18 protein-coding genes and 4 tRNA genes are annotated in these 18,393 nt (G+C 33.8%); 1 reads left to right on the top strand and 21 read right to left on the bottom strand.

Annotation, left to right across the window (positions count from 1 at the left end):
* Positions 1-108 precede the first annotated feature (108 nt).
* The 17 genes from rpoB to LNQ49_RS17415 form a co-directional block, all read right to left on the bottom strand.
* Positions 109-3,921: a DNA-directed RNA polymerase subunit beta gene (gene rpoB / locus LNQ49_RS17495; protein WP_229990300.1), complete on the bottom strand. Its 3,813-nt coding sequence runs from the start codon at positions 3,919-3,921 to the stop codon at positions 109-111.
* A gap of 264 nt (positions 3,922-4,185) precedes the next feature.
* A complete protein-coding gene (gene rplL / locus LNQ49_RS17490; protein WP_039111372.1) occupies positions 4,186-4,554 on the bottom strand; it encodes a 50S ribosomal protein L7/L12 in 369 nt (122 codons plus the stop codon).
* A 93-nt stretch (positions 4,555-4,647) separates the two neighbouring features.
* Entirely contained in the window at positions 4,648-5,148 is a 501-nt protein-coding gene (rplJ, locus tag LNQ49_RS17485) for a 50S ribosomal protein L10 (protein ID WP_129537466.1), read from the bottom strand.
* Positions 5,149-5,170: 22 nt separating this feature from the next.
* The gene (gene rplA, locus LNQ49_RS17480) at positions 5,171-5,860 is read right to left on the bottom strand and encodes a 50S ribosomal protein L1 (RefSeq protein WP_055094620.1); all 690 of its coding nucleotides are present in this window, start codon (positions 5,858-5,860) and stop codon (positions 5,171-5,173) included.
* Between the two features lie 13 nt (positions 5,861-5,873).
* Positions 5,874-6,311, bottom strand: a complete 438-nt coding sequence (rplK, locus tag LNQ49_RS17475; RefSeq protein WP_035619182.1) for a 50S ribosomal protein L11 — start codon at positions 6,309-6,311, stop codon at positions 5,874-5,876.
* 67 nt (positions 6,312-6,378) lie between these two features.
* Positions 6,379-6,930: a transcription termination/antitermination protein NusG gene (gene nusG, locus LNQ49_RS17470; protein WP_229990299.1), complete on the bottom strand. Its 552-nt coding sequence runs from the start codon at positions 6,928-6,930 to the stop codon at positions 6,379-6,381.
* 10 nt (positions 6,931-6,940) lie between these two features.
* Positions 6,941-7,138: a preprotein translocase subunit SecE gene (gene secE / locus LNQ49_RS17465; RefSeq protein WP_035619188.1), complete on the bottom strand. Its 198-nt coding sequence runs from the start codon at positions 7,136-7,138 to the stop codon at positions 6,941-6,943.
* 18 nt (positions 7,139-7,156) lie between these two features.
* Positions 7,157-7,227 (bottom strand) — tRNA-Trp (locus LNQ49_RS17460).
* A gap of 62 nt (positions 7,228-7,289) precedes the next feature.
* Positions 7,290-8,477, bottom strand: coding sequence for an elongation factor Tu (gene tuf / locus LNQ49_RS17455; protein WP_229990298.1), 1,188 nt, complete (start codon positions 8,475-8,477; stop codon positions 7,290-7,292).
* A gap of 55 nt (positions 8,478-8,532) precedes the next feature.
* Positions 8,533-8,604: transfer RNA gene (locus LNQ49_RS17450), tRNA-Thr, on the bottom strand.
* Positions 8,605-8,682: 78 nt separating this feature from the next.
* Positions 8,683-8,763: transfer RNA gene (locus LNQ49_RS17445), tRNA-Tyr, on the bottom strand.
* Between the two features lie 54 nt (positions 8,764-8,817).
* A tRNA-Thr gene (locus LNQ49_RS17440) sits at positions 8,818-8,891 on the bottom strand.
* A gap of 90 nt (positions 8,892-8,981) precedes the next feature.
* Positions 8,982-9,284, bottom strand: a complete 303-nt coding sequence (hpf, locus tag LNQ49_RS17435; protein ID WP_229990297.1) for a ribosome hibernation-promoting factor, HPF/YfiA family — start codon at positions 9,282-9,284, stop codon at positions 8,982-8,984.
* A gap of 34 nt (positions 9,285-9,318) precedes the next feature.
* The gene (locus tag LNQ49_RS17430; RefSeq protein ID WP_229990296.1) at positions 9,319-10,212 is read right to left on the bottom strand and encodes a tyrosine-type recombinase/integrase; all 894 of its coding nucleotides are present in this window, start codon (positions 10,210-10,212) and stop codon (positions 9,319-9,321) included.
* Between the two features lie 157 nt (positions 10,213-10,369).
* Positions 10,370-10,564 carry a 30S ribosomal protein S21 gene (gene rpsU, locus LNQ49_RS17425; RefSeq protein ID WP_035619195.1) on the bottom strand — a complete coding sequence of 65 codons (195 nt, stop codon included), beginning with the start codon at positions 10,562-10,564 and terminating at the stop codon, positions 10,370-10,372.
* A gap of 434 nt (positions 10,565-10,998) precedes the next feature.
* Positions 10,999-12,141, bottom strand: a complete 1,143-nt coding sequence (locus LNQ49_RS17420; protein ID WP_229990295.1) for an acyl-CoA dehydrogenase family protein — start codon at positions 12,139-12,141, stop codon at positions 10,999-11,001.
* Positions 12,142-12,151: 10 nt separating this feature from the next.
* Positions 12,152-13,039 (bottom strand): ComEA family DNA-binding protein, encoded by an 888-nt coding sequence (locus LNQ49_RS17415; protein ID WP_229990294.1) that lies wholly within the window; start codon positions 13,037-13,039, stop codon positions 12,152-12,154.
* A gap of 246 nt (positions 13,040-13,285) precedes the next feature.
* On the opposite strand from LNQ49_RS17415, the gene LNQ49_RS17410 reads away from it, so the two are divergent.
* A complete protein-coding gene (locus LNQ49_RS17410) occupies positions 13,286-14,737 on the top strand; it encodes an amino acid permease (protein ID WP_229990293.1) in 1,452 nt (483 codons plus the stop codon).
* A 75-nt stretch (positions 14,738-14,812) separates the two neighbouring features.
* On the opposite strand, the gene LNQ49_RS17405 is transcribed toward LNQ49_RS17410, so the two are convergent.
* The 4 genes from LNQ49_RS17405 to LNQ49_RS17390 all read right to left on the bottom strand — a co-directional run bounded on the left by LNQ49_RS17405 (position 14,813) and on the right by LNQ49_RS17390 (position 18,375).
* Positions 14,813-15,040 carry a PspC domain-containing protein gene (locus tag LNQ49_RS17405; protein ID WP_129537458.1) on the bottom strand — a complete coding sequence of 76 codons (228 nt, stop codon included), beginning with the start codon at positions 15,038-15,040 and terminating at the stop codon, positions 14,813-14,815.
* A gap of 68 nt (positions 15,041-15,108) precedes the next feature.
* Positions 15,109-16,380, bottom strand: a complete 1,272-nt coding sequence (locus LNQ49_RS17400) for a DUF2851 family protein (RefSeq protein WP_229990292.1) — start codon at positions 16,378-16,380, stop codon at positions 15,109-15,111.
* Positions 16,381-16,439: 59 nt separating this feature from the next.
* Positions 16,440-16,922, bottom strand: coding sequence for a 3'-5' exonuclease (locus LNQ49_RS17395; RefSeq protein ID WP_229990291.1), 483 nt, complete (start codon positions 16,920-16,922; stop codon positions 16,440-16,442).
* 91 nt (positions 16,923-17,013) lie between these two features.
* Positions 17,014-18,375, bottom strand: coding sequence for a pyridoxal-phosphate dependent enzyme (locus LNQ49_RS17390; RefSeq protein ID WP_229990290.1), 1,362 nt, complete (start codon positions 18,373-18,375; stop codon positions 17,014-17,016).
* Between the last annotated feature and the right edge of the window lie 18 nt (positions 18,376-18,393).

Here is an 18,393-nt window from a genome sequence, read left to right as displayed (position 1 = left end):
TCGGAACGGGTTACGGGTATAAATCCTAAAAACTTTAATATTAGTAAACAGTTACAGTCTCAATCTTCAGTATTAAACTGAATGCTGAGACTGCGTCTGATTATTTTTTTATTCTTCTAATCTAATGTCTAATCCAAGACCTTTCAATTCATGCATCAATACATTGAATGATTCAGGTAATCCTGGTTCTGGCATTGTTTCACCTTTTACGATTGCTTCGTAAGTTTTAGCTCTACCAATAACATCATCAGATTTAACAGTCAAGATTTCTCTAAGTGTACTTGATGCTCCATAAGCTTCAAGTGCCCAAACCTCCATCTCTCCAAAACGTTGACCTCCAAATTGAGCCTTACCTCCAAGTGGTTGTTGCGTAATTAAAGAGTAAGGACCTATAGAACGTGCGTGCATCTTATCATCTACCATGTGTCCTAATTTCAACATGTAAATTACACCCACAGTTGCTCTTTGGTGGAAACGCTCTCCTGTTCCTCCATCATATAAATAAGTATGACCGAATCTTGGTATTCCCGCTTCGTCAGTCAATTCATTAATTTGATCTAAAGTAGCACCATCAAAAATTGGAGTAGCAAATTTTCTACCTAAATTTTGTCCAGCCCATCCTAAAACAGTTTCATAAATCTGACCGATGTTCATACGAGAAGGTACCCCAAGTGGATTCAATACAATATCTACTGGTGTTCCGTCTTCAAGGAAAGGCATATCTTCATGACGAACGATACGTGCAACAATACCTTTGTTACCGTGACGTCCTGCCATTTTATCCCCTACTTTCAACTTACGTTTCTTAGCAATATAAATTTTTGCTAATTTCAAGATTCCTGCTGGCAATTCATCTCCAACAGTAATAGTGAATTTTTCTCTTCTTAAAGATCCTTGTAAGTCGTTTAGCTTAATTTTATAGTTATGAATTAAATCATTAACCATTTTATTAGTAGCATCATCAGCAACCCATTGACCTTTGCTTAAGTGAGCAAAATCTTCTACTGCATAAAGCATTTTTTGAGTATATTTTTTACCTTTTGGTAAAACTTCTTCACCCAAATCATTCATTACACCTTGAGATGTTTTTCCGTTAACGATCAAGAATAATTTTTCTACTAATCTGTCTTTTAATTCAACAAATTTAGTTTCAAATTCCATTTCCAAAGCACCTAAAGCATCTTTGTCTTGTGTACGTTTACGTTTATCTTTTACGGCTCTTGCAAATAATTTTTTGTCAAGAACTACACCATGTAAAGAAGGAGAAGCTTTTAATGAAGCATCTTTTACATCACCTGCTTTATCCCCGAAGATTGCACGAAGCAATTTCTCTTCTGGAGTAGGATCTGATTCCCCTTTTGGAGTAATTTTTCCGATAAGAATGTCGCCAGGTTTAACCTCTGCTCCAATTCTAATCATACCGTTTTCATCTAAATCTTTAGTAGCTTCTTCTGAAACGTTAGGAATATCATTAGTTAACTCTTCGTTACCTAATTTTGTATCTCTAACTTCTAATGAATAATCATCTACGTGAATTGACGTAAAGATATCATCACGAACTACTTTTTCAGAAATTACAATCGCATCCTCAAAGTTATATCCTTTCCATGGCATGAACGCTACTTTTAGGTTACGACCTAAAGCTAATTCTCCATTTTGTGTAGCATATCCTTCTGACAATACTTGTCCAAGTGCAACTCTATCACCTTTCTTAACGATTGGTTTCAAGTTAATACTTGTACCTTGATTGGTTTTTCTAAATTTAATTAGATTATATGTTTTTTCATCTGACTCAAAACTAACCATTCTTTCTTCTTCTGAACGGTCGTATTTAATAGTGATGATATTTGCATCAACATATTCTACTGTTCCATTTCCTTCAGCATTAATCAATACTCTAGAATCAGACGCAACTTGACGCTCTAAACCTGTTCCTACAATAGGAGCTTCAGGGCGAATCAAAGGTACTGCCTGACGCATCATGTTTGATCCCATCAAGGCTCTATTCGCATCATCATGCTCTAAGAAAGGAATCAAAGATGCAGAAATAGAAGCAATTTGATTTGGAGCAACGTCAGTATAATCTACCTGAGTTGGTTCGATTACTGGGAAATCACCTTCTTGACGCGCAATTACGTTTTCAGCGATAATTTTTCCTGTTGCATCCATTTCGATGTTTGCTTGCGCAATCAACATTCCTTCTTCTTCTTCAGCACTTAAATATACTGGAGTAGTTTCAAGATCAACAACACCATCAGTTACTTTACGGTAAGGAGTTTCAATGAATCCCATTCCGTTAACTTTAGCATAAACACCAAGAGATGAAATCAAACCAATGTTTGGTCCCTCTGGAGTTTCAATCGGACATAAACGTCCGTAATGCGTATAGTGAACGTCACGTACCTCGAAACCAGCTCTTTCTCTAGAAAGTCCACCAGGTCCAAGTGCAGATAATCTTCTTTTGTGCGTAATCTCAGCTAGTGGATTCGTTTGATCCATAAATTGAGATAACTGGTTAGTACCAAAGAATGAGTTGATAACTGATGATAATGTTTTAGCATTAATCAAATCAATTGGTGTAAACACCTCGTTATCTCTAACGTTCATACGCTCTCTAATAGTTCTAGCCATACGCGCTAAACCAACACCGAATTGTTGTGACAATTGTTCTCCAACTGTTCTAACACGACGGTTTGATAAGTGATCAATATCATCAATCTCTGCTTTAGAGTTGATTAATTCGATCAAATATTTTACAATGGTAATGATATCTTCTTTGGTAAGCACTTGCTTTTCCATTGGGATATCTAAACCAAGTTTTTTGTTCATTCTATAACGACCAACTTCACCTAAGTTATAACGTTGATCTGAGAAGAACAATTTATCGATAATACCACGAGCAGTTTCCTCATCAGGCGGTTCTGCGTTACGCAGCTGACGGTAAATGTGCTCAACAGCTTCTTTTTCAGAGTTTGTTGGATCTTTTTGTAATGTATTGTGGATAATAGCATAATCTGCTTGATTATTATCCTCTTTATGTAACAAAATAGATTTAACATTTGAATCAATGATTTCTTCAACATTATCTTTGTCGATAATAGTATCTCTATCAAGGATGATTTCGTTACGTTCGATAGAAACTACCTCACCAGTATCTTCATCCACGAAATCCTCGTGCCAAGTGTTTAATACACGTGCAGCAAGTCTTCTTCCAATGTATTTTTTAATTCCTGTTTTAGAAACTTTAATTTCTTCTGCTAGATCAAAAATTTCAAGGATATCCTTATCTCTTTCGAATCCAATTGCACGGAATAAAGTTGTAACAGGTAATTTTTTCTTTCTATCGATATATGCGTACATTACGCTGTTAATATCTGTAGAGAATTCTATCCAAGAACCTTTAAAAGGAATTACTCTTGCAGAATAAAGTTTGGTACCATTTGCATGGAATGACTGTCCAAAGAAAACTCCAGGTGAACGGTGTAATTGCGATACAACAACACGCTCAGCACCATTGATAACAAAAGTACCGCTTGGAGTCATATAAGGAATTGTACCTAAATAAACATCTTGTACAATAGTTTCAAAATCTTCGTGTTCTGGATCTGTACAATATAGTTTCAACCTAGCTTTTAAAGGCACACTATAAGTAAGACCTCTCTCTATACATTCTTGAATTGTATAACGTGGTGGATCAACAAAATAATCTAGGAACTCCAATACAAAGTTATTTCTTGTATCTGTAATTGGGAAATTTTCCATGAAGGTGTTGTACAACCCTTCGTTGCCTCTTTCGTCAGATTTAGTTTCTAATTGAAAAAAATCTTTAAAAGACTTAACCTGAACATCTAGAAAATCTGGATATACAGGAATATTTTTTGTAGAGGCAAAATTCAATCTTTCAGTCTGATTTGTTATCATCAATGGACAAAATTTTGATTAAAAAAAAGTAGTTTTTTGTGTAAAAACACACTGTTTAATTTATACTTTCTTATTGTAATCAATACATCTTTAAAAATAAACAACTAAATTTTGCTTAATTTTTTGTCTTCGTATTGATCAAAAACTTTTTCGTATTTTAAACTATTTGATAATAAAACTTGATATATTTTATTATACGAAAAATGGTTTAGGCCATTGAGCATTAACTCAAGACCTAAACCTAGTTCTTAAAACCGAGTAAACTTATTTAAGTTCAACTACAGCTCCAGCTTCTTCTAAAGATTTTTTAAGACCTTCAGCCTCTTCTTTAGAAACACCTTCTTTAACGTTACTTGGAGCACTATCAACTACATCTTTAGCTTCTTTAAGACCTAAACCTGTAAGTTCTTTTACCAATTTAACTACAGCTAATTTAGAAGCACCAGCTTCTTTTAATACAACTGTGAATTCAGTTTGTGCTTCTTCAGCAGCTACATCACCACCAGCAGCAACTACAACAGCTGCAGCAGCAGGCTCAATACCATACTCGTCTTTTAATATTGTTGCTAATTCGTTAACTTCTTTAACTGTTAGGTTAACTAATTGTTCTGCGAATTGTTTCAAATCTGCCATTTTTTCTATCGTTTAAAATGATTTGTAAAATATAATTATTTATTGTGCGCTAATTAAGCAGCAAGGAAACACAATCCCCTTGCATTTGCGTTATTATGCTTCTGCCTCTTCGCTGTTTGCGAATTGGTTTTGTAAAGCAGAAATAACTCTTTGAGCTGGAGATTGAAGTAATCCAATAAGTTCTCCAAGAAGCTCTTCTTTAGATTTGATAGTTGCTAATGCATCTAATTGATCATCTCCAATGTAAACTTCTGAATTAATAAAAGCTCCTTTTAAAATTGGTTTATCAGATTTCTTACGGAAATCTTTGATAATTTTACCAGGTGCATTTGCAACATCTGAAATAAAGATTGAAGTGTTTCCTTTCAATACTGAAGGTAACTCACCATAATTATTTTCAGAAGCTTCCATAGCTTTTGCAAGCAATGTATTTTTTACAACCTCTAATTTTATACCTGCTTTAAAACAAGCTCTTCTCAAATTTGAAGTTGTTTCTGCATTAAGTCCAGAAATATCTGCTACATAAACAATATTTGTACCAGCTAACTGTGCAGTTAAATCTTCAATCGCGATTGATTTTTCTTCTCTAGTCATACTAAAAATTTTTAACTACCAATTATACTGCTTTAGGGTCCAAAGCAATTGCTGGACTCATAGTGCTAGTAAGGTGAATTCCTTTAATGTAGGTACCTTTAGCAGCAGTTGGTTTAAGTTTGATTAATGTTTGAATAATTTCGTGTGCATTGTCATAAATTTGCTCAGCTCCAAAAGAAACTTTACCAATTCCTGCATGTACGATACCAGTTTTATCAACTTTAAAGTCAATTTTACCAGCTTTAACCTCTTGAACAGCTTTTGCAACATCCATAGTTACAGTACCTGTTTTAGGGTTTGGCATTAAACCTCTAGGTCCTAAAATACGACCTAATGGACCTAATTTACCCATTACAGCTGGCATAGTGATGATAACATCAACATCTGTCCAACCGTCTTTTATTTTTTGTAAATAATCATCAAGACCTACATAGTCTGCTCCAGCTTCTTTAGCTTCCGCTTCTTTATCTGGAGTAACCAATGCTAATACTTTTACATCTTTACCTGTTCCGTGAGGTAATGTTACCACACCTCTAACCATTTGATTCGCTTTTCTTGGATCTACACCCAAACGAACTGCGATATCAACAGACTCATCAAATTTTGCAGAAGCTATAACCTTAATTAATGCAGCAGCATCTTTAAGAGAATATAGTTTGTTCTTTTCAATTTTTGAAGCAGCCTCTTTTTGCTTTTTTGTCAATTTTGCCATGTCTTTCTCTTAATTAAAAAGGAGAATCTCCTGATACAGTTATACCCATAGATCTAGCTGTTCCAGCGACCATACTCATTGCAGACTCCATAGTGAATGCATTTAAGTCTGGCATCTTGTCTTCAGCAATAGCTCTAATTTGTTCCCAAGTAACACTAGCTACTTTTTTACGATTAGGCTCACCTGAACCAGATTTTAGCTTTGCAGCTTCCATTAACTGAACTGCTGCTGGAGGAGTTTTTACAACAAAATCAAATGATTTGTCTTTATACACAGTAATTTGTACTGGGCATATTTTGCCAGGTTTATCTTGTGTTCTAGCATTAAATTGCTTACAGAACTCCATGATATTAACCCCAGCAGCTCCTAAAGCAGGTCCAACCGGTGGCGACGGATTCGCAGCACCTCCCTTAACTTGTAGTTTAACTACCTTACTAATTTCTTTAGCCATTTTTTAAAAAATTTAACACTGCAATTATTGGAAGCAATTGTAGTGGTTATTATAGATGTAACAAAAATTATACTTTTTCTACTTGCATAAAACTTAACTCTAATGGTGTTTTTCTTCCGAAAATCTTAACCATTACTTCAAGTTTACGCTTTTCTTCATTGATTTTTTCAACTGTACCATTGAAACCGTTGAAAGGTCCATCAATTACCTTAATTGTTTCTCCTAAGTTAAAAGGAATCGAACGTGTATCTGTATTAACAGCCAGTTCATCAACCTTACCTAGCATTCTATTTACCTCTGATAATCTAAGCGGAACAGGCTCTCCACCTTTAGTTTCACCTAAAAAACCAATTACACTAGTTATTGATTTAATAATATGAGGTATTTCACCAACTAAATTGGCTTCGATCATAACATATCCAGGAAAATATACTTTATCCTTAGCTATCTTTTTGCCCTCTTTTACAGTTACCACTTTTTCAGTAGGAACTAAAACTTGGGAAACATAATCACCCATACCTAATCTGGCAATCTCAGTTTCGATGTAAGCTTTGACTTTATTCTCTTGTCCACTTACTGCTCGAACTACATACCACTTTTTCACATTATTATCTGCCATTACAAAAAAATTACGCTTTTATCCAGTTAAAAAATCCAGCCAATGCTTTTGCAAAAAATTCATCTACTCCCCAAGTTGCCAAAGCGAATAATACTGAAAATACAGCTACTACAATTGTCAATCTTTGTACTTCTGCCCATGCTGGCCAAGTTACATTTGACTTCAATTCCTCGAATGCTTCTGATATGTAATTAACAACTTTTGTCATGAGATATATTTATTATTGCACGGGCGGAGGGATTCGAACCCCCATCAACGGTTTTGGAGACCGCTATTCTACCCTTGAACTACGCCCGTAATTAAAGCCAGTGGTCTCAGTTAAGAAAACCAACTGGCTTTTAAAATTTTATTTTATAGGATTATCCTACGATTTCAGTTACCTGACCTGCTCCAACTGTTCTACCACCTTCACGGATAGCGAAACGTAAACCTACGCTCATTGCGATTGGGCTTAATAAAGAAACATTAATAGTCAAGTTATCTCCTGGCATTACCATCTCTACTCCTTCTGGTAAAGTAATAACTCCTGTTACGTCAGTTGTACGTACGTAGAACTGTGGACGGTAGTTATTATGGAATGGAGTATGACGTCCACCTTCTTCTTTTTTCAAGATATAAACCTCTGCTTTAAAAGTAGCGTGTGGTTTTACTGATCCTGGCTTAATGATAACCATTCCTCTTTTGATAGATTCTTTATCAACACCTCTTAACAATAAACCTACGTTATCTCCAGCTTCACCTCTATCAAGGATTTTACGGAACATCTCAACTCCTGTAATAGTAGAAGTTAATTTATCAGCTCCCATACCAATGATTTCAACAGCATCACCAGTATTAGCAATTCCAGTTTCGATACGACCTGTAGCAACAGTTCCACGTCCTGTAATTGTAAATACATCTTCAACTGGCATCAAGAAAGGCTTAGCAGTATCACGAATTGGCTCTTCAATCCAGTTATCAACAGCATCCATCAATTCTAAAATTTTAGGAACCCAAGCAGGATCATTATTCAATCCTCCTAAAGCAGAACCTTGAACAACAGGACCATTATCTCCATCATACTCGTAGAAAGATAACAAGTCTCTGATTTCCATCTCAACAAGTTCTAACAACTCAGCATCATCAACCATATCCACTTTATTCATGAATACAACCATTCTTGGAATACCAACCTGACGTCCTAAAAGGATGTGCTCACGTGTTTGTGGCATTGGACCATCTGTAGCAGCAACTACTAAGATAGCTCCATCCATTTGAGCTGCTCCAGTAACCATGTTCTTTACGTAATCCGCGTGACCTGGACAGTCAACGTGAGCGTAGTGACGGTTAGCTGTTTCATACTCTACGTGTGAAGTATTAATTGTAATACCTCTTTCTTTCTCCTCTGGAGCGTTATCGATTTGATCAAACGATTTAGCTTGACAGTAACCTGCATCAGACAATACTTTAGTAATTGCCGCAGTTAATGTAGTTTTTCCGTGATCCACGTGTCCAATTGTACCTATGTTTAAGTGCGGTTTGGAACGATTAAAATTCTCCTTTGCCATTTTACTTAATTTTTAATCTTAGTTATATATTAATTTTCAATTTCCTACTTACTTGAGCCAATGTCGGGAATTGAACCCGAGACCTCTTCCTTACCAAGGAAGCACTCTACCCCTGAGCTACACCGGCAGAGCATTTTCAATTTCAGATTTTAAAATTTAGCTTTTTTGATTTCAAAAACCTAAAACAAAATTTCAATTTCTTTAGTGGGGAGAGCAGGATTCGAACCTGCGAAGTTCACACAGCAGATTTACAGTCTGCCCTCGTTGGCCGCTTGAGTATCTCCCCTTTTTTTTATCAATAATTACATGAACCCGTTCAAATCGCATTTGAACCATTTTGAGCCGGCGGAGGGACTCGAACCCACGACCTGCTGATTACAAATCAGCTGCTCTAGCCAACTGAGCTACGCTGGCAATTTCAATAAAAAAAGTCCGCTATTTCTAACGGACTGCAAATGTAGCTATTTTATCTTTGAATCAAAACATTTTTTAAAAAAAATTACATTAAATATGTGTTCTTATCTTTTCTTTCCTCTTAACCAACAATCGTTCTAAAGATTCCGCCGAAAGCTCAACCGCCTCTTCAAAGGTTTTACACTGCTTTTTTACCAAAAAATCATCACCTGGGACATTAATTTTTATCTCAGCAATTTTATTTTCTTTATCACTAGTTTTCTCAACCTTTAAAAAAACATCCACTGATACCACCCTGTCATAATACTTCTCTAACTTATCCATTCTGTCTTGAACGAAATCTACCAATTTTCTGTCAACAGTGAAGTTAACCGCATTAATACTTACCTTCATAATAGTTATTTTAGAATTAAACATTTTTGAATTACTATTTATTCCTCGGATGCGCATCTGCATACACTTTTTTAAGAGCCGCTAAACTACTATGTGTATATACTTGCGTAGATGCCAAACTTGAATGTCCTAATAATTCTTTTACTGAATTCAAATCAGCTCCGTTATTCAATAAATGAGTCGCAAACGTATGTCGAAGGACATGAGGACTTTTTTTTACCTTTTCAGAGACTTTACTAAAGTATGAATTTATTAATCGATAAACAAAGGTTTCATTCAATTTTAACCCTTTTTTAGTAATAAAAAAATAATCCCCATCAACTATATTTTCAACACTTTCACGCTCTTTTACATACAACAAAAACTGCTTTGTAATAACAGGTAAAATTGGAATCACACGCTCTTTATTACGCTTTCCCAACACCTTAATCGTATTAGCAGACGAATCAACATTAACACTAAGCAATCCTATCAACTCAGCCCTTCGGATACCAGTCGTGTAAAACAAATCAATTATCAATTTATTCCTAATTTCTTCAAAACCCACAGAATCCCCCATCTGATTTATCAAATCCACCAATTCTTTTTCAGAAAACGGAACCTGCACCATCTTAGGAGTCTTCAACGCCTTATGCTTTTGCATCGGACTAATCTCTATCTGTTTCGTTTTTAACAAAAATCTATAAAATGCTTTCAAAGACGCCATTTTACGATTAACCGAAACATTAGACATATTAGCGTCAACAAGAGAAACCACCCAAGATCTAATCTGACTATAATTTACCTGATCAATATTTTCCTGATCAAAATGAAGTTTATTAAATGATTCAAAAGAAACTATATCATTCATATAAGCACCCAGAGTATGTGAAGAATACTTTTTCTCTAACTGAAGATATTCCTGAAATGCTTGTTTATTTGTTTTCACACTTACTCTCTATTTATTTTCCTAAAGAATACACCATCACCCTTATTCACAATTCCAAATCTAGAATTGTTTCGATTTTACAAAACAAAAAAACCGTTAGCATCAAAGTTATAAAATTTTGATGACTAACGGTATTTATTTCAGTATAGATTTTTATCTAACTCTCTAAACTATCTTTCATGTTTTGAATGTAAGCAGCTTTTTGAATTTTAATTCTATTTTTGACAGAAGGCTTAATAAAAGCAGTACGTGCTCTTAACTGACGAACAGTTCCTGTTTTATCAAATTTTCTTTTATAGCGCTTTAATGCTCTATCGATATTTTCTCCGTCTTTAATTGGTATAATTAACATAATATTGACACCCCCTCTCGTTAAGCGTGCAAAATTAAACATTTATTCTAATTACACACCATAAATCTTAGAATATTTTTTTTTATCATGTTTACTATAAAGATGTGAAATGTGAGATGTGAGATATGAGATGTGAGATGCGAGATGCGAGATGTGAAAAGTAAGACGTAAATGTTATATATAAAACATGAAATATGAGATCCAAAATAAAACTACCCCTATTTTTGCTATAACAATACCCCAACCAACAGAATTAAGTCAGAACAAACACAAAATCATTTCGTTTTTTTTAACCAGCAATCCCTCTAGAATCAAATTTAAAACCTAGTCACTTTTCACTTATTACATTTTACTTTTCTTAATCAAAAAAAAAGCCACTCTACATGATGTGAATGGCTTATTTTTTTTTAATGGGCATGCCCGTATTATATAATTTAGTCCTTTAAAATATTTCTTGAAATAACCAATTTTTGTATTTCAGTAGTTCCTTCTCCTATAGTACACAACTTAGAATCTCTATAGAATTTTTCTACAGGAAAATCTTTAGTATATCCATATCCTCCATGAATTTGAACTGCCTCATTAGCCACTTTTACACACACCTCAGATGCATACATTTTTGCCATCGCACCTAAAGTAGTTACCGGCTTATGCTGTTGTTTTAAGAATGCCGCTTTATGCAATAATAATTCAGAAGCTTCTATCTCAGTAGCCATATCCGCTAATTTAAACGAAATCCCTTGAAAACTACTAATTGGTTGCCCAAATTGATATCTTTCTTTTGAATATTTTAATGCTGCTTCATAAGCTCCTTTTGAAATACCAAGTGATAAAGCTCCTATCGAGATTCGCCCACCATCTAAAATCTTCATTGCTTGCACAAAGCCCTGCCCAACTTCTCCTAATCTATTAGCATCTGGAATTCTGCAATTATCAAAAACAAGTTCTGCAGTTTCACTTGCACGCATCCCTAGTTTATTTTCTTTTTTCCCTGAAGAAAAACCTGGCATTCCTTTTTCAAAAACAAAAGCAGTCATTCCTTTTGAATCACCTTTTTCTCCAGTACGAACAATTACAACTGCAATATCTCCAGAAATAGCATGTGTAATAAAGTTTTTTGCTCCATTTACAATCCAGAAATCACCATCCTTAACAGCAGTTGTATTCATACCACCTGCATCGGACCCCGTATTATGTTCCGTCAACCCCCATGCACCAATATGTTCTGCAGTTGCCAATTTAGGAAGCCACTTTTTCTTTTGCTCTTCGTTTCCAAAAGTCAAAATATGATTTGTGCATAATGAGTTATGAGCCGCAACCGACAATCCAATTGAAGGATCTACTTTTGAGATCTCTTCAATAATAGTTATATATTCATGATAACCTAGTCCTGATCCACCATATTCTTCGGGCACCAAAACTCCCATAAACCCCATTGCTCCTAATTCTTTGAACAGCGAAATTGGAAATGTTTGTGCTTCATCCCACTCCATTATATATGGACGGATATTTTTTTCAGCAAATTCTTTTATGGACTGAGCAATCATAGATTGCGTTTCGTTATAATCAAAATTCATTAGTATATTTTTAGAACTCCAAATATAAACCAATTATTTTTGCTTTTTCAACAGGAAAGCCCTTAATTTTTATCAAATCCTCAATATTGTTTATATTTCCATTCATACTTCGATAAGTAATAATTTGTTTTGCCAATGTATATCGGAAATAAGGAAAGCTTGACAACTCTTTTAATGAAGCATCGTTTATAGCTATTTTTTTAAAATAAGTAAGTTCCGAAATTTCAAAATGGTTATTTAAATTCGAAAGAACCTCAGGCGAAAGTCCCCACACCTCTTTAAGCTGCTCCATCGAAACAAAATAGCCTAAGCTTTCTTTTTGCTTTAAAATTCTTAAAGAAAGAATATCTCCTACTCCAGAAACTTTAATTAAATCTTCTTGAGTTGCTCTGTTAATATCCATTACTACATATCTCTCTTTTTTAATGAATATCTTCTGATTAGAGTGATTTTCATACTTCTTCACTTCTTTCTTATTGCCTACCCAACTAGGGAATTTAAAATAAGGAGTCATCATATCCAACAAAGAATCTGAAATTTTAGTTACCATCTGGAACTCTTTAGCAGAATTGACATATTTATTCTCTTTTCTAAAAACCAATAATCGATCAATTTGCTCTACCGTCATTCCTAATTTATATCCTTTATAATCTGTAATGAAATTTGGATTGAACAGGTATTTTTTTTCTCCCTTATTATCATTTTCAATTTTAATCGAATCTATTTCTCTTTGCAAAGACATCCACTTTTCTTTCTCAGGAAAAAATTGTGGTGACGAACCAAAATCAGCAAAAAAATAAACCAACTGTAAAACAATTATTATTGCAAAAAGAAAAACAATACCAATTCGCTGTTCTCTACTAAATTTAAAATAAGAGGTAATTATTCTGAAATTCATCTTTGATTAAAAACTTTTAACTTGAAGTTGTAAATTAAACCAAAAAATATCATTTTTTGTAAGAAAATATTTAAAATTAGCTTGCGAAGTATAAAATTATTTAAATACCTTGCAGTATAAAATAATCGATTAGTAAAGAATTTCGTAGAATTTTAATTATTTCACAACATAAAATGCACATATTGTTTTTATTTTTTACAAAAAAGAATACATTTGAAGCTTAATAACAATTAACCAAAATAATATATGTCAATTTGGAAAACTAAACCACTATCGGTATTGCTTGATGAAGCTTCCGAGTCTGAAAGAGGCCTAAAAAGAACTTTATCTTCTCGCTCCTTAGTAGCACTTGGAGTGGGTGCCATTATTGGAGCCGGATTATTTTCATTAACAGGAATTGCTGCAGCTGAACACGCTGGACCCGCAGTTACATTATCTTTTATTCTTGCTGCAATTGGATGTGCTTTTGCTGGTCTTTGCTATGCTGAGTTTGCTTCCATGATACCGGTTGCAGGTAGTGCCTATACCTACTCCTATGCAACAATGGGTGAGTTTATGGCTTGGATAATTGGATGGGATTTAGTTTTAGAATATGCATTAGGAGCCGCAACAGTCGGTGTAAGTTGGTCCCGTTATTTACTCGAATTGCTTAATAAATACAATATCCATCTGCCTCATAATTTAATTTGTTCTCCTTGGGAAACATTAAAATTAAGTGATGGAACCATCATAGAAGGTGGTATAATCAACCTTCCTGCTATTGTTATCGTTTCGTTGCTTTCTTTATTATTAATAAGAGGTACTAGAGAGTCTGCATCTATAAACAATTTCTTAGTTGTTTTAAAAGTTACTGTTGTAATTGTCTTCATAGTACTAGGATGGAGTCATATTGACACGGCAAACTACACTCCATATATTCCTAAAAATACGGGAGTTTTTGGTGAGTTTGGCTGGTCTGGTATCGCAGCCGGAGCTGGAACTGTATTTTTTGCCTTCATTGGTTTTGACGCTGTATCTACAGCTGCACAAGAAGCAAAGAACCCACAAAAAGGAATGCCAATTGGTATCTTAGGTTCTTTAATAATCTGTACTATCTTATATGTTTTATTTGCCCACGTAATGACTGGCCTTGTACCTTATTACGAGTTTGCTGGCGATGCAAAACCTGCAGCAACTGCTTTTGCTAAAACTGGATATTCATTTTTACAAACTGGCTTGATTGTTGCGATTTTAGCGGGTTACACATCGGTAATTCTAGTAATGCTAATGGGACAAAGCCGTGTATTCTACACGATGAGTAAAGACGGATTACTACCTAAATTCTTTAGCGAAATCCACCCTAAATTCCGTACTCCTTGGAAAACTAACGTGTTCTTTTTAATATTTGTAAGTCTATTTGCTGGATTCGTTCCTGTAAGTGATTTAGGTCATATGGTTAGTATTGGTACCCTATTAGCGTTTGTGTTAGTATGTATTGGTGTTATGGTAATGCGTAAAAGAATGCCAGATGCTCCAAGATCTTTCAGAACTCCATTAGTTCCTTTTGTTCCTATTGCTGGAATTGTAATTTGTTTAGCATTAATGTATGCTCTACCAAACGAAAGTTGGGTAAGACTAGTAATATGGATGGCACTAGGTGTTCTTATTTACTTTACCTACGGTAAGAAAAACAGTAAATTAAACAATCCAAATAAATAATATATCTCAATATTAAAAAGGGATAATAAAGTATCAGTTACTTTATTATCCCTTTTTTTTATGGAATAAAATGAATTATAAATCAAAAACGGAAGTCCTTTTAGCTCGAACTAAATCTTTTAATCTAATCCAGAATGCTAATGTTAAATATACTCCAAACCAAAGTCCAGCAGTAACAAAAGATATATATATAAAGAATAAACGAACACTTGTAACACGCATTCCTAATCTGTCGGCCAACCTAGAAGAAACGTGAAAACCGTATTTTTCAAAAAAGAATTTAAGTTTGATAATTGCTGACATATATACTTAAGATAATGAGCAAAAATACAAAAATAACCCATCATCTTATTCTACAATTCACAATTTCTCTAATTACTCTTGAGTAGTTCCACTCCAACAGTACAATCAAGACATCTATTTTTATTGCAATATTCATTTTTCAGCTGTAATAATGATTGTGTTTGTAAAGCATTTTTAGCGTTAATCTTAAATGTTCTAAACTTATCAATAATGGAGTTTTTTTCAGGTTTAATTTCATTTAAAATCACAATTAAATCCTCTGAAATAGCCCCACCTTGCTTTTTAGCGTAGGCAAATTTTATTGGGATAATTGTATTTATAATAAGTAAATCGACAAAAGAATGGGCTATTTTCTTTGCTCTAAAAGGGCTTTCTTTGTCAAACTGATAGTGATTTTGCCAATATGGAGCTACCGAAACCAATAACAAATCATAAATTTCCTGAACAGTATTTAAATCGATAAGCTTTGAAAACAAATTTTGGTATTTATGATATAAATTTGCCAATTGAGAAAGGCGAATTGTAGGGAAATTATCTGGGCGGTGCTTAAAAAATTGCATTGGTTCCACGTGTTCTCGCTCTAGTTGATATTTACGTAGAAGATAAAAATACCTAATTTTTAAATCCTTAAAATAATTATCTTCTTTATTTGCATCTAATAATCCTGCATTTCCAAAAAGTAATGCTTCTAAGTTTTCAACTTCAAAACTTTCTTTCCTAATTACACCAAAGGGTATTGATCGCGCTAATTGAAGAAAAGAATCTCCATTTGTATTTAATCCAAAATTTTTAGCCAAAAAGCAGAACAGAACTGCTTCCCAATCGTTATTTGTTAATTCTAACAAATCATAAATGGGTTGTGATTTGCGTTCCAATCGTTCAAAAAATAACCGTTCCTGCCAATTTAAAAATGAAAACTTATCAATGTTTTTAATTTCTTTCTCGCAAAAAATCCAAGATTTTGGAATAATTAAGCTTTTATAATTTTTAATAATTTCTTCAGAAACATAATTTTTCAAAATCAAAACAGGAACTTCCGAGTTATTTTGGCTAAAAACTTCACTATCATGTTCCCAAACAACATGCAAAATTACACTCTCATAAGCTATATCTTTTTCGTGATGGTGTAAGTACCAATCTGAAGATTTTAAATGGATCTCGATGTTTCCAGCCCATTTTTGATTTCCAATTATTATTTGAGCATTAAAAAAATCTGGCCCTGCCAGTTTTAGATATTGACCAACATTAATAATTGTAAGCTCCTCATTATTAAAAGTTCTTAGATTTAAAGTATCGAACTTTTTATATTTCCATAGGTAATGCAGAAAATCTTCTTTCATTATTTAGTCATTTAAAGATTGACTAAAGTAATTCAAAAAAAATTAAAAATGAAGGAAAATTACCTCAATAAATACAATTTAGCACATGCTCGAGCATCTGATAATGCTTCATGATGATTGAGCTGAATTTTCATTTCGCGACAGCAATCACTCAACTTCGTTGGTTTCAACCCTCTCGCTTTGTATATTTTAACAGTACATTCCCAACGCGATGCAATATTTAAATCACTATAATTTAAACCACATAATGCCATTGATTTCTCTAAAACATTACGATCAAAACTTTCATTATGAGCAACAACAACTCTATTTTCCAGACGTTTTTTTATTTCTGGATACACTTGAGCAAATGTTTTCGAATTTATTGTATCTCGAGGATAAATACCATGTACCCTAATAGTAAATGGCGAATACTCATTGTTAGGAGGCTTGATTAAAGTAACAAACTCATCTACAATTACTCCATTCTCTACTGTAACAATACCCACTGAACAAGGATGATATCCTGTAGCAGTTTCAAAATCTATAGCTGTAAAAGTCATTTTTTAATATTTTTATAAGCTAAAAATGCCACAAATTCAGCGAACTATCTCACTAGATTTGTGGCTATTTAATTTATTATGAACTATTGTCTTATTTTATCGAACCAATAATATCGTATTTTGTTATGATATGATGATTTCCGTTTCCTAGATCTACCAAAACGGCATCGTTTTCTTTTGTAAAAAGTTTTGAAACTTCTTCTATTGGTGTCCCTAATTTCACAATAGGAAAAGGTTTACCCATCACTTCTTTAATTGGTTTTTCGGCTACATTTTTGTCTGCTACATAGCTTCTAAACAAATCTGTTTCGTCAACAGAACCTACAAATCCTGTAATATCTACCACTGGAATTTGCGAGATTTTATATTTACGCATTCTTTCAATAGCATGCGAAACCAATTCTTCAGTACGCACAACAATTAATTGTTTGTCGATATGATCTTTTATTACATCTTCTGCTTTGGTAATGTTCTCTTCTAGAAAACCACGTTCACGCATCCAATCGTCATTAAACATTTTACCTACATAACGGCTTCCTGAATCATGGAAAAGAACTACTACTACATCATCTTTAGTAAAATGTTCTTTTAGTTGCAACAATCCTTTTATACAAGCTCCTGCAGAGTTCCCTACAAAAATACCTTCTTCAAGTGCAATCTTTCTAGTATAAACAGCAGCATCCTTGTCTGTTACTTTTGTAAATCCATCTATCAATGAAAAATCAACGTTTTCAGGTAAAATATCTTCTCCAATTCCTTCAGTGATATATGAATAAATTTCATTCTCATCAAAAATACCTGTTTCATGGTACTTTTTAAAAACTGATCCATAAGTATCTATTCCCCAAATTTTAATATTAGGATTTTTCTCTTTTAAGTATTTTGCAACTCCAGATATTGTTCCACCTGTACCTACTCCTACTACAAAATGTGTTATTTTACCATCAGTCTGTTCCCATATTTCTGGACCTGTTTGCTCGTAATGTGCTAATGCATTAGATGGATTATCATATTGATTTACATACCATGAATTTGGAGTTTCCTCTGCTAATCTTTTCGAAACTGAATAATATGAGCGAGGATCTGTTGGCTCAACATCTGTTGGGCAAACTACCACCTTTGCGCCTACTGCACGCAAAATATCCATTTTTTCTTTTGATTGCTTATCCGAAATTACACAAATAAGTTTGTATCCTTTTATAATCGCAACCAATGCCAATCCCATTCCTGTATTACCAGAGGTTCCCTCGATAATAGTTCCACCTGGTTTTAAACGTCCATCTGCTTCAGCATCTTCTACCATTTTTACTGCCATTCTATCCTTTACAGAATTTCCTGGATTAAAAGTTTCTACTTTTGCTAAAACCAATGCGTCAATTTCAGCAACGATTTTATTCAATTTTACTAATGGCGTATTGCCAATTGTTTCTAAAATATTTTTTGAGTAATTCATTATATTAAGTTTGGAAAT

It is taken from the genome of Flavobacterium pisciphilum (assembly GCF_020905345.1).
In the GTDB taxonomy this organism is placed as follows: domain Bacteria; phylum Bacteroidota; class Bacteroidia; order Flavobacteriales; family Flavobacteriaceae; genus Flavobacterium; species Flavobacterium pisciphilum.
This window is presented reverse-complemented; position numbering and strand designations above follow the sequence as displayed.

Bases quoted from the DNA above. Each gene is read 5' to 3' on its own strand.
- rpoB (WP_229990300.1), bottom strand. From the start codon at position 3,921: ATGATAACAAATCAGACTGAAAGATTGAATTTTGCCTCTACAAAAAAT.
- rplL (WP_039111372.1), bottom strand. From the start codon at position 4,554: ATGGCAGATTTGAAACAATTCGCAGAACAATTAGTTAACCTAACAGTT.
- rplJ (WP_129537466.1), bottom strand. From the start codon at position 5,148: ATGACTAGAGAAGAAAAATCAATCGCGATTGAAGATTTAACTGCACAG.
- rplA (WP_055094620.1), bottom strand. From the start codon at position 5,860: ATGGCAAAATTGACAAAAAAGCAAAAAGAGGCTGCTTCAAAAATTGAA.
- rplK (WP_035619182.1), bottom strand. From the start codon at position 6,311: ATGGCTAAAGAAATTAGTAAGGTAGTTAAACTACAAGTTAAGGGAGGT.
- nusG (WP_229990299.1), bottom strand. From the start codon at position 6,930: ATGGCAGATAATAATGTGAAAAAGTGGTATGTAGTTCGAGCAGTAAGT.
- secE (WP_035619188.1), bottom strand. From the start codon at position 7,138: ATGACAAAAGTTGTTAATTACATATCAGAAGCATTCGAGGAATTGAAG.
- tuf (WP_229990298.1), bottom strand. From the start codon at position 8,477: ATGGCAAAGGAGAATTTTAATCGTTCCAAACCGCACTTAAACATAGGT.
- hpf (WP_229990297.1), bottom strand. From the start codon at position 9,284: ATGAAGGTAAGTATTAATGCGGTTAACTTCACTGTTGACAGAAAATTG.
- rpsU (WP_035619195.1), bottom strand. From the start codon at position 10,564: ATGTTAATTATACCAATTAAAGACGGAGAAAATATCGATAGAGCATTA.
- LNQ49_RS17420 (WP_229990295.1), bottom strand. From the start codon at position 12,141: ATGAATTTTGATTATAACGAAACGCAATCTATGATTGCTCAGTCCATA.
- LNQ49_RS17415 (WP_229990294.1), bottom strand. From the start codon at position 13,039: ATGAATTTCAGAATAATTACCTCTTATTTTAAATTTAGTAGAGAACAG.
- LNQ49_RS17410 (WP_229990293.1), top strand. From the start codon at position 13,286: ATGTCAATTTGGAAAACTAAACCACTATCGGTATTGCTTGATGAAGCT.
- LNQ49_RS17405 (WP_129537458.1), bottom strand. From the start codon at position 15,040: ATGTCAGCAATTATCAAACTTAAATTCTTTTTTGAAAAATACGGTTTT.
- LNQ49_RS17400 (WP_229990292.1), bottom strand. From the start codon at position 16,380: ATGAAAGAAGATTTTCTGCATTACCTATGGAAATATAAAAAGTTCGAT.
- LNQ49_RS17395 (WP_229990291.1), bottom strand. From the start codon at position 16,922: ATGACTTTTACAGCTATAGATTTTGAAACTGCTACAGGATATCATCCT.
- LNQ49_RS17390 (WP_229990290.1), bottom strand. From the start codon at position 18,375: ATGAATTACTCAAAAAATATTTTAGAAACAATTGGCAATACGCCATTA.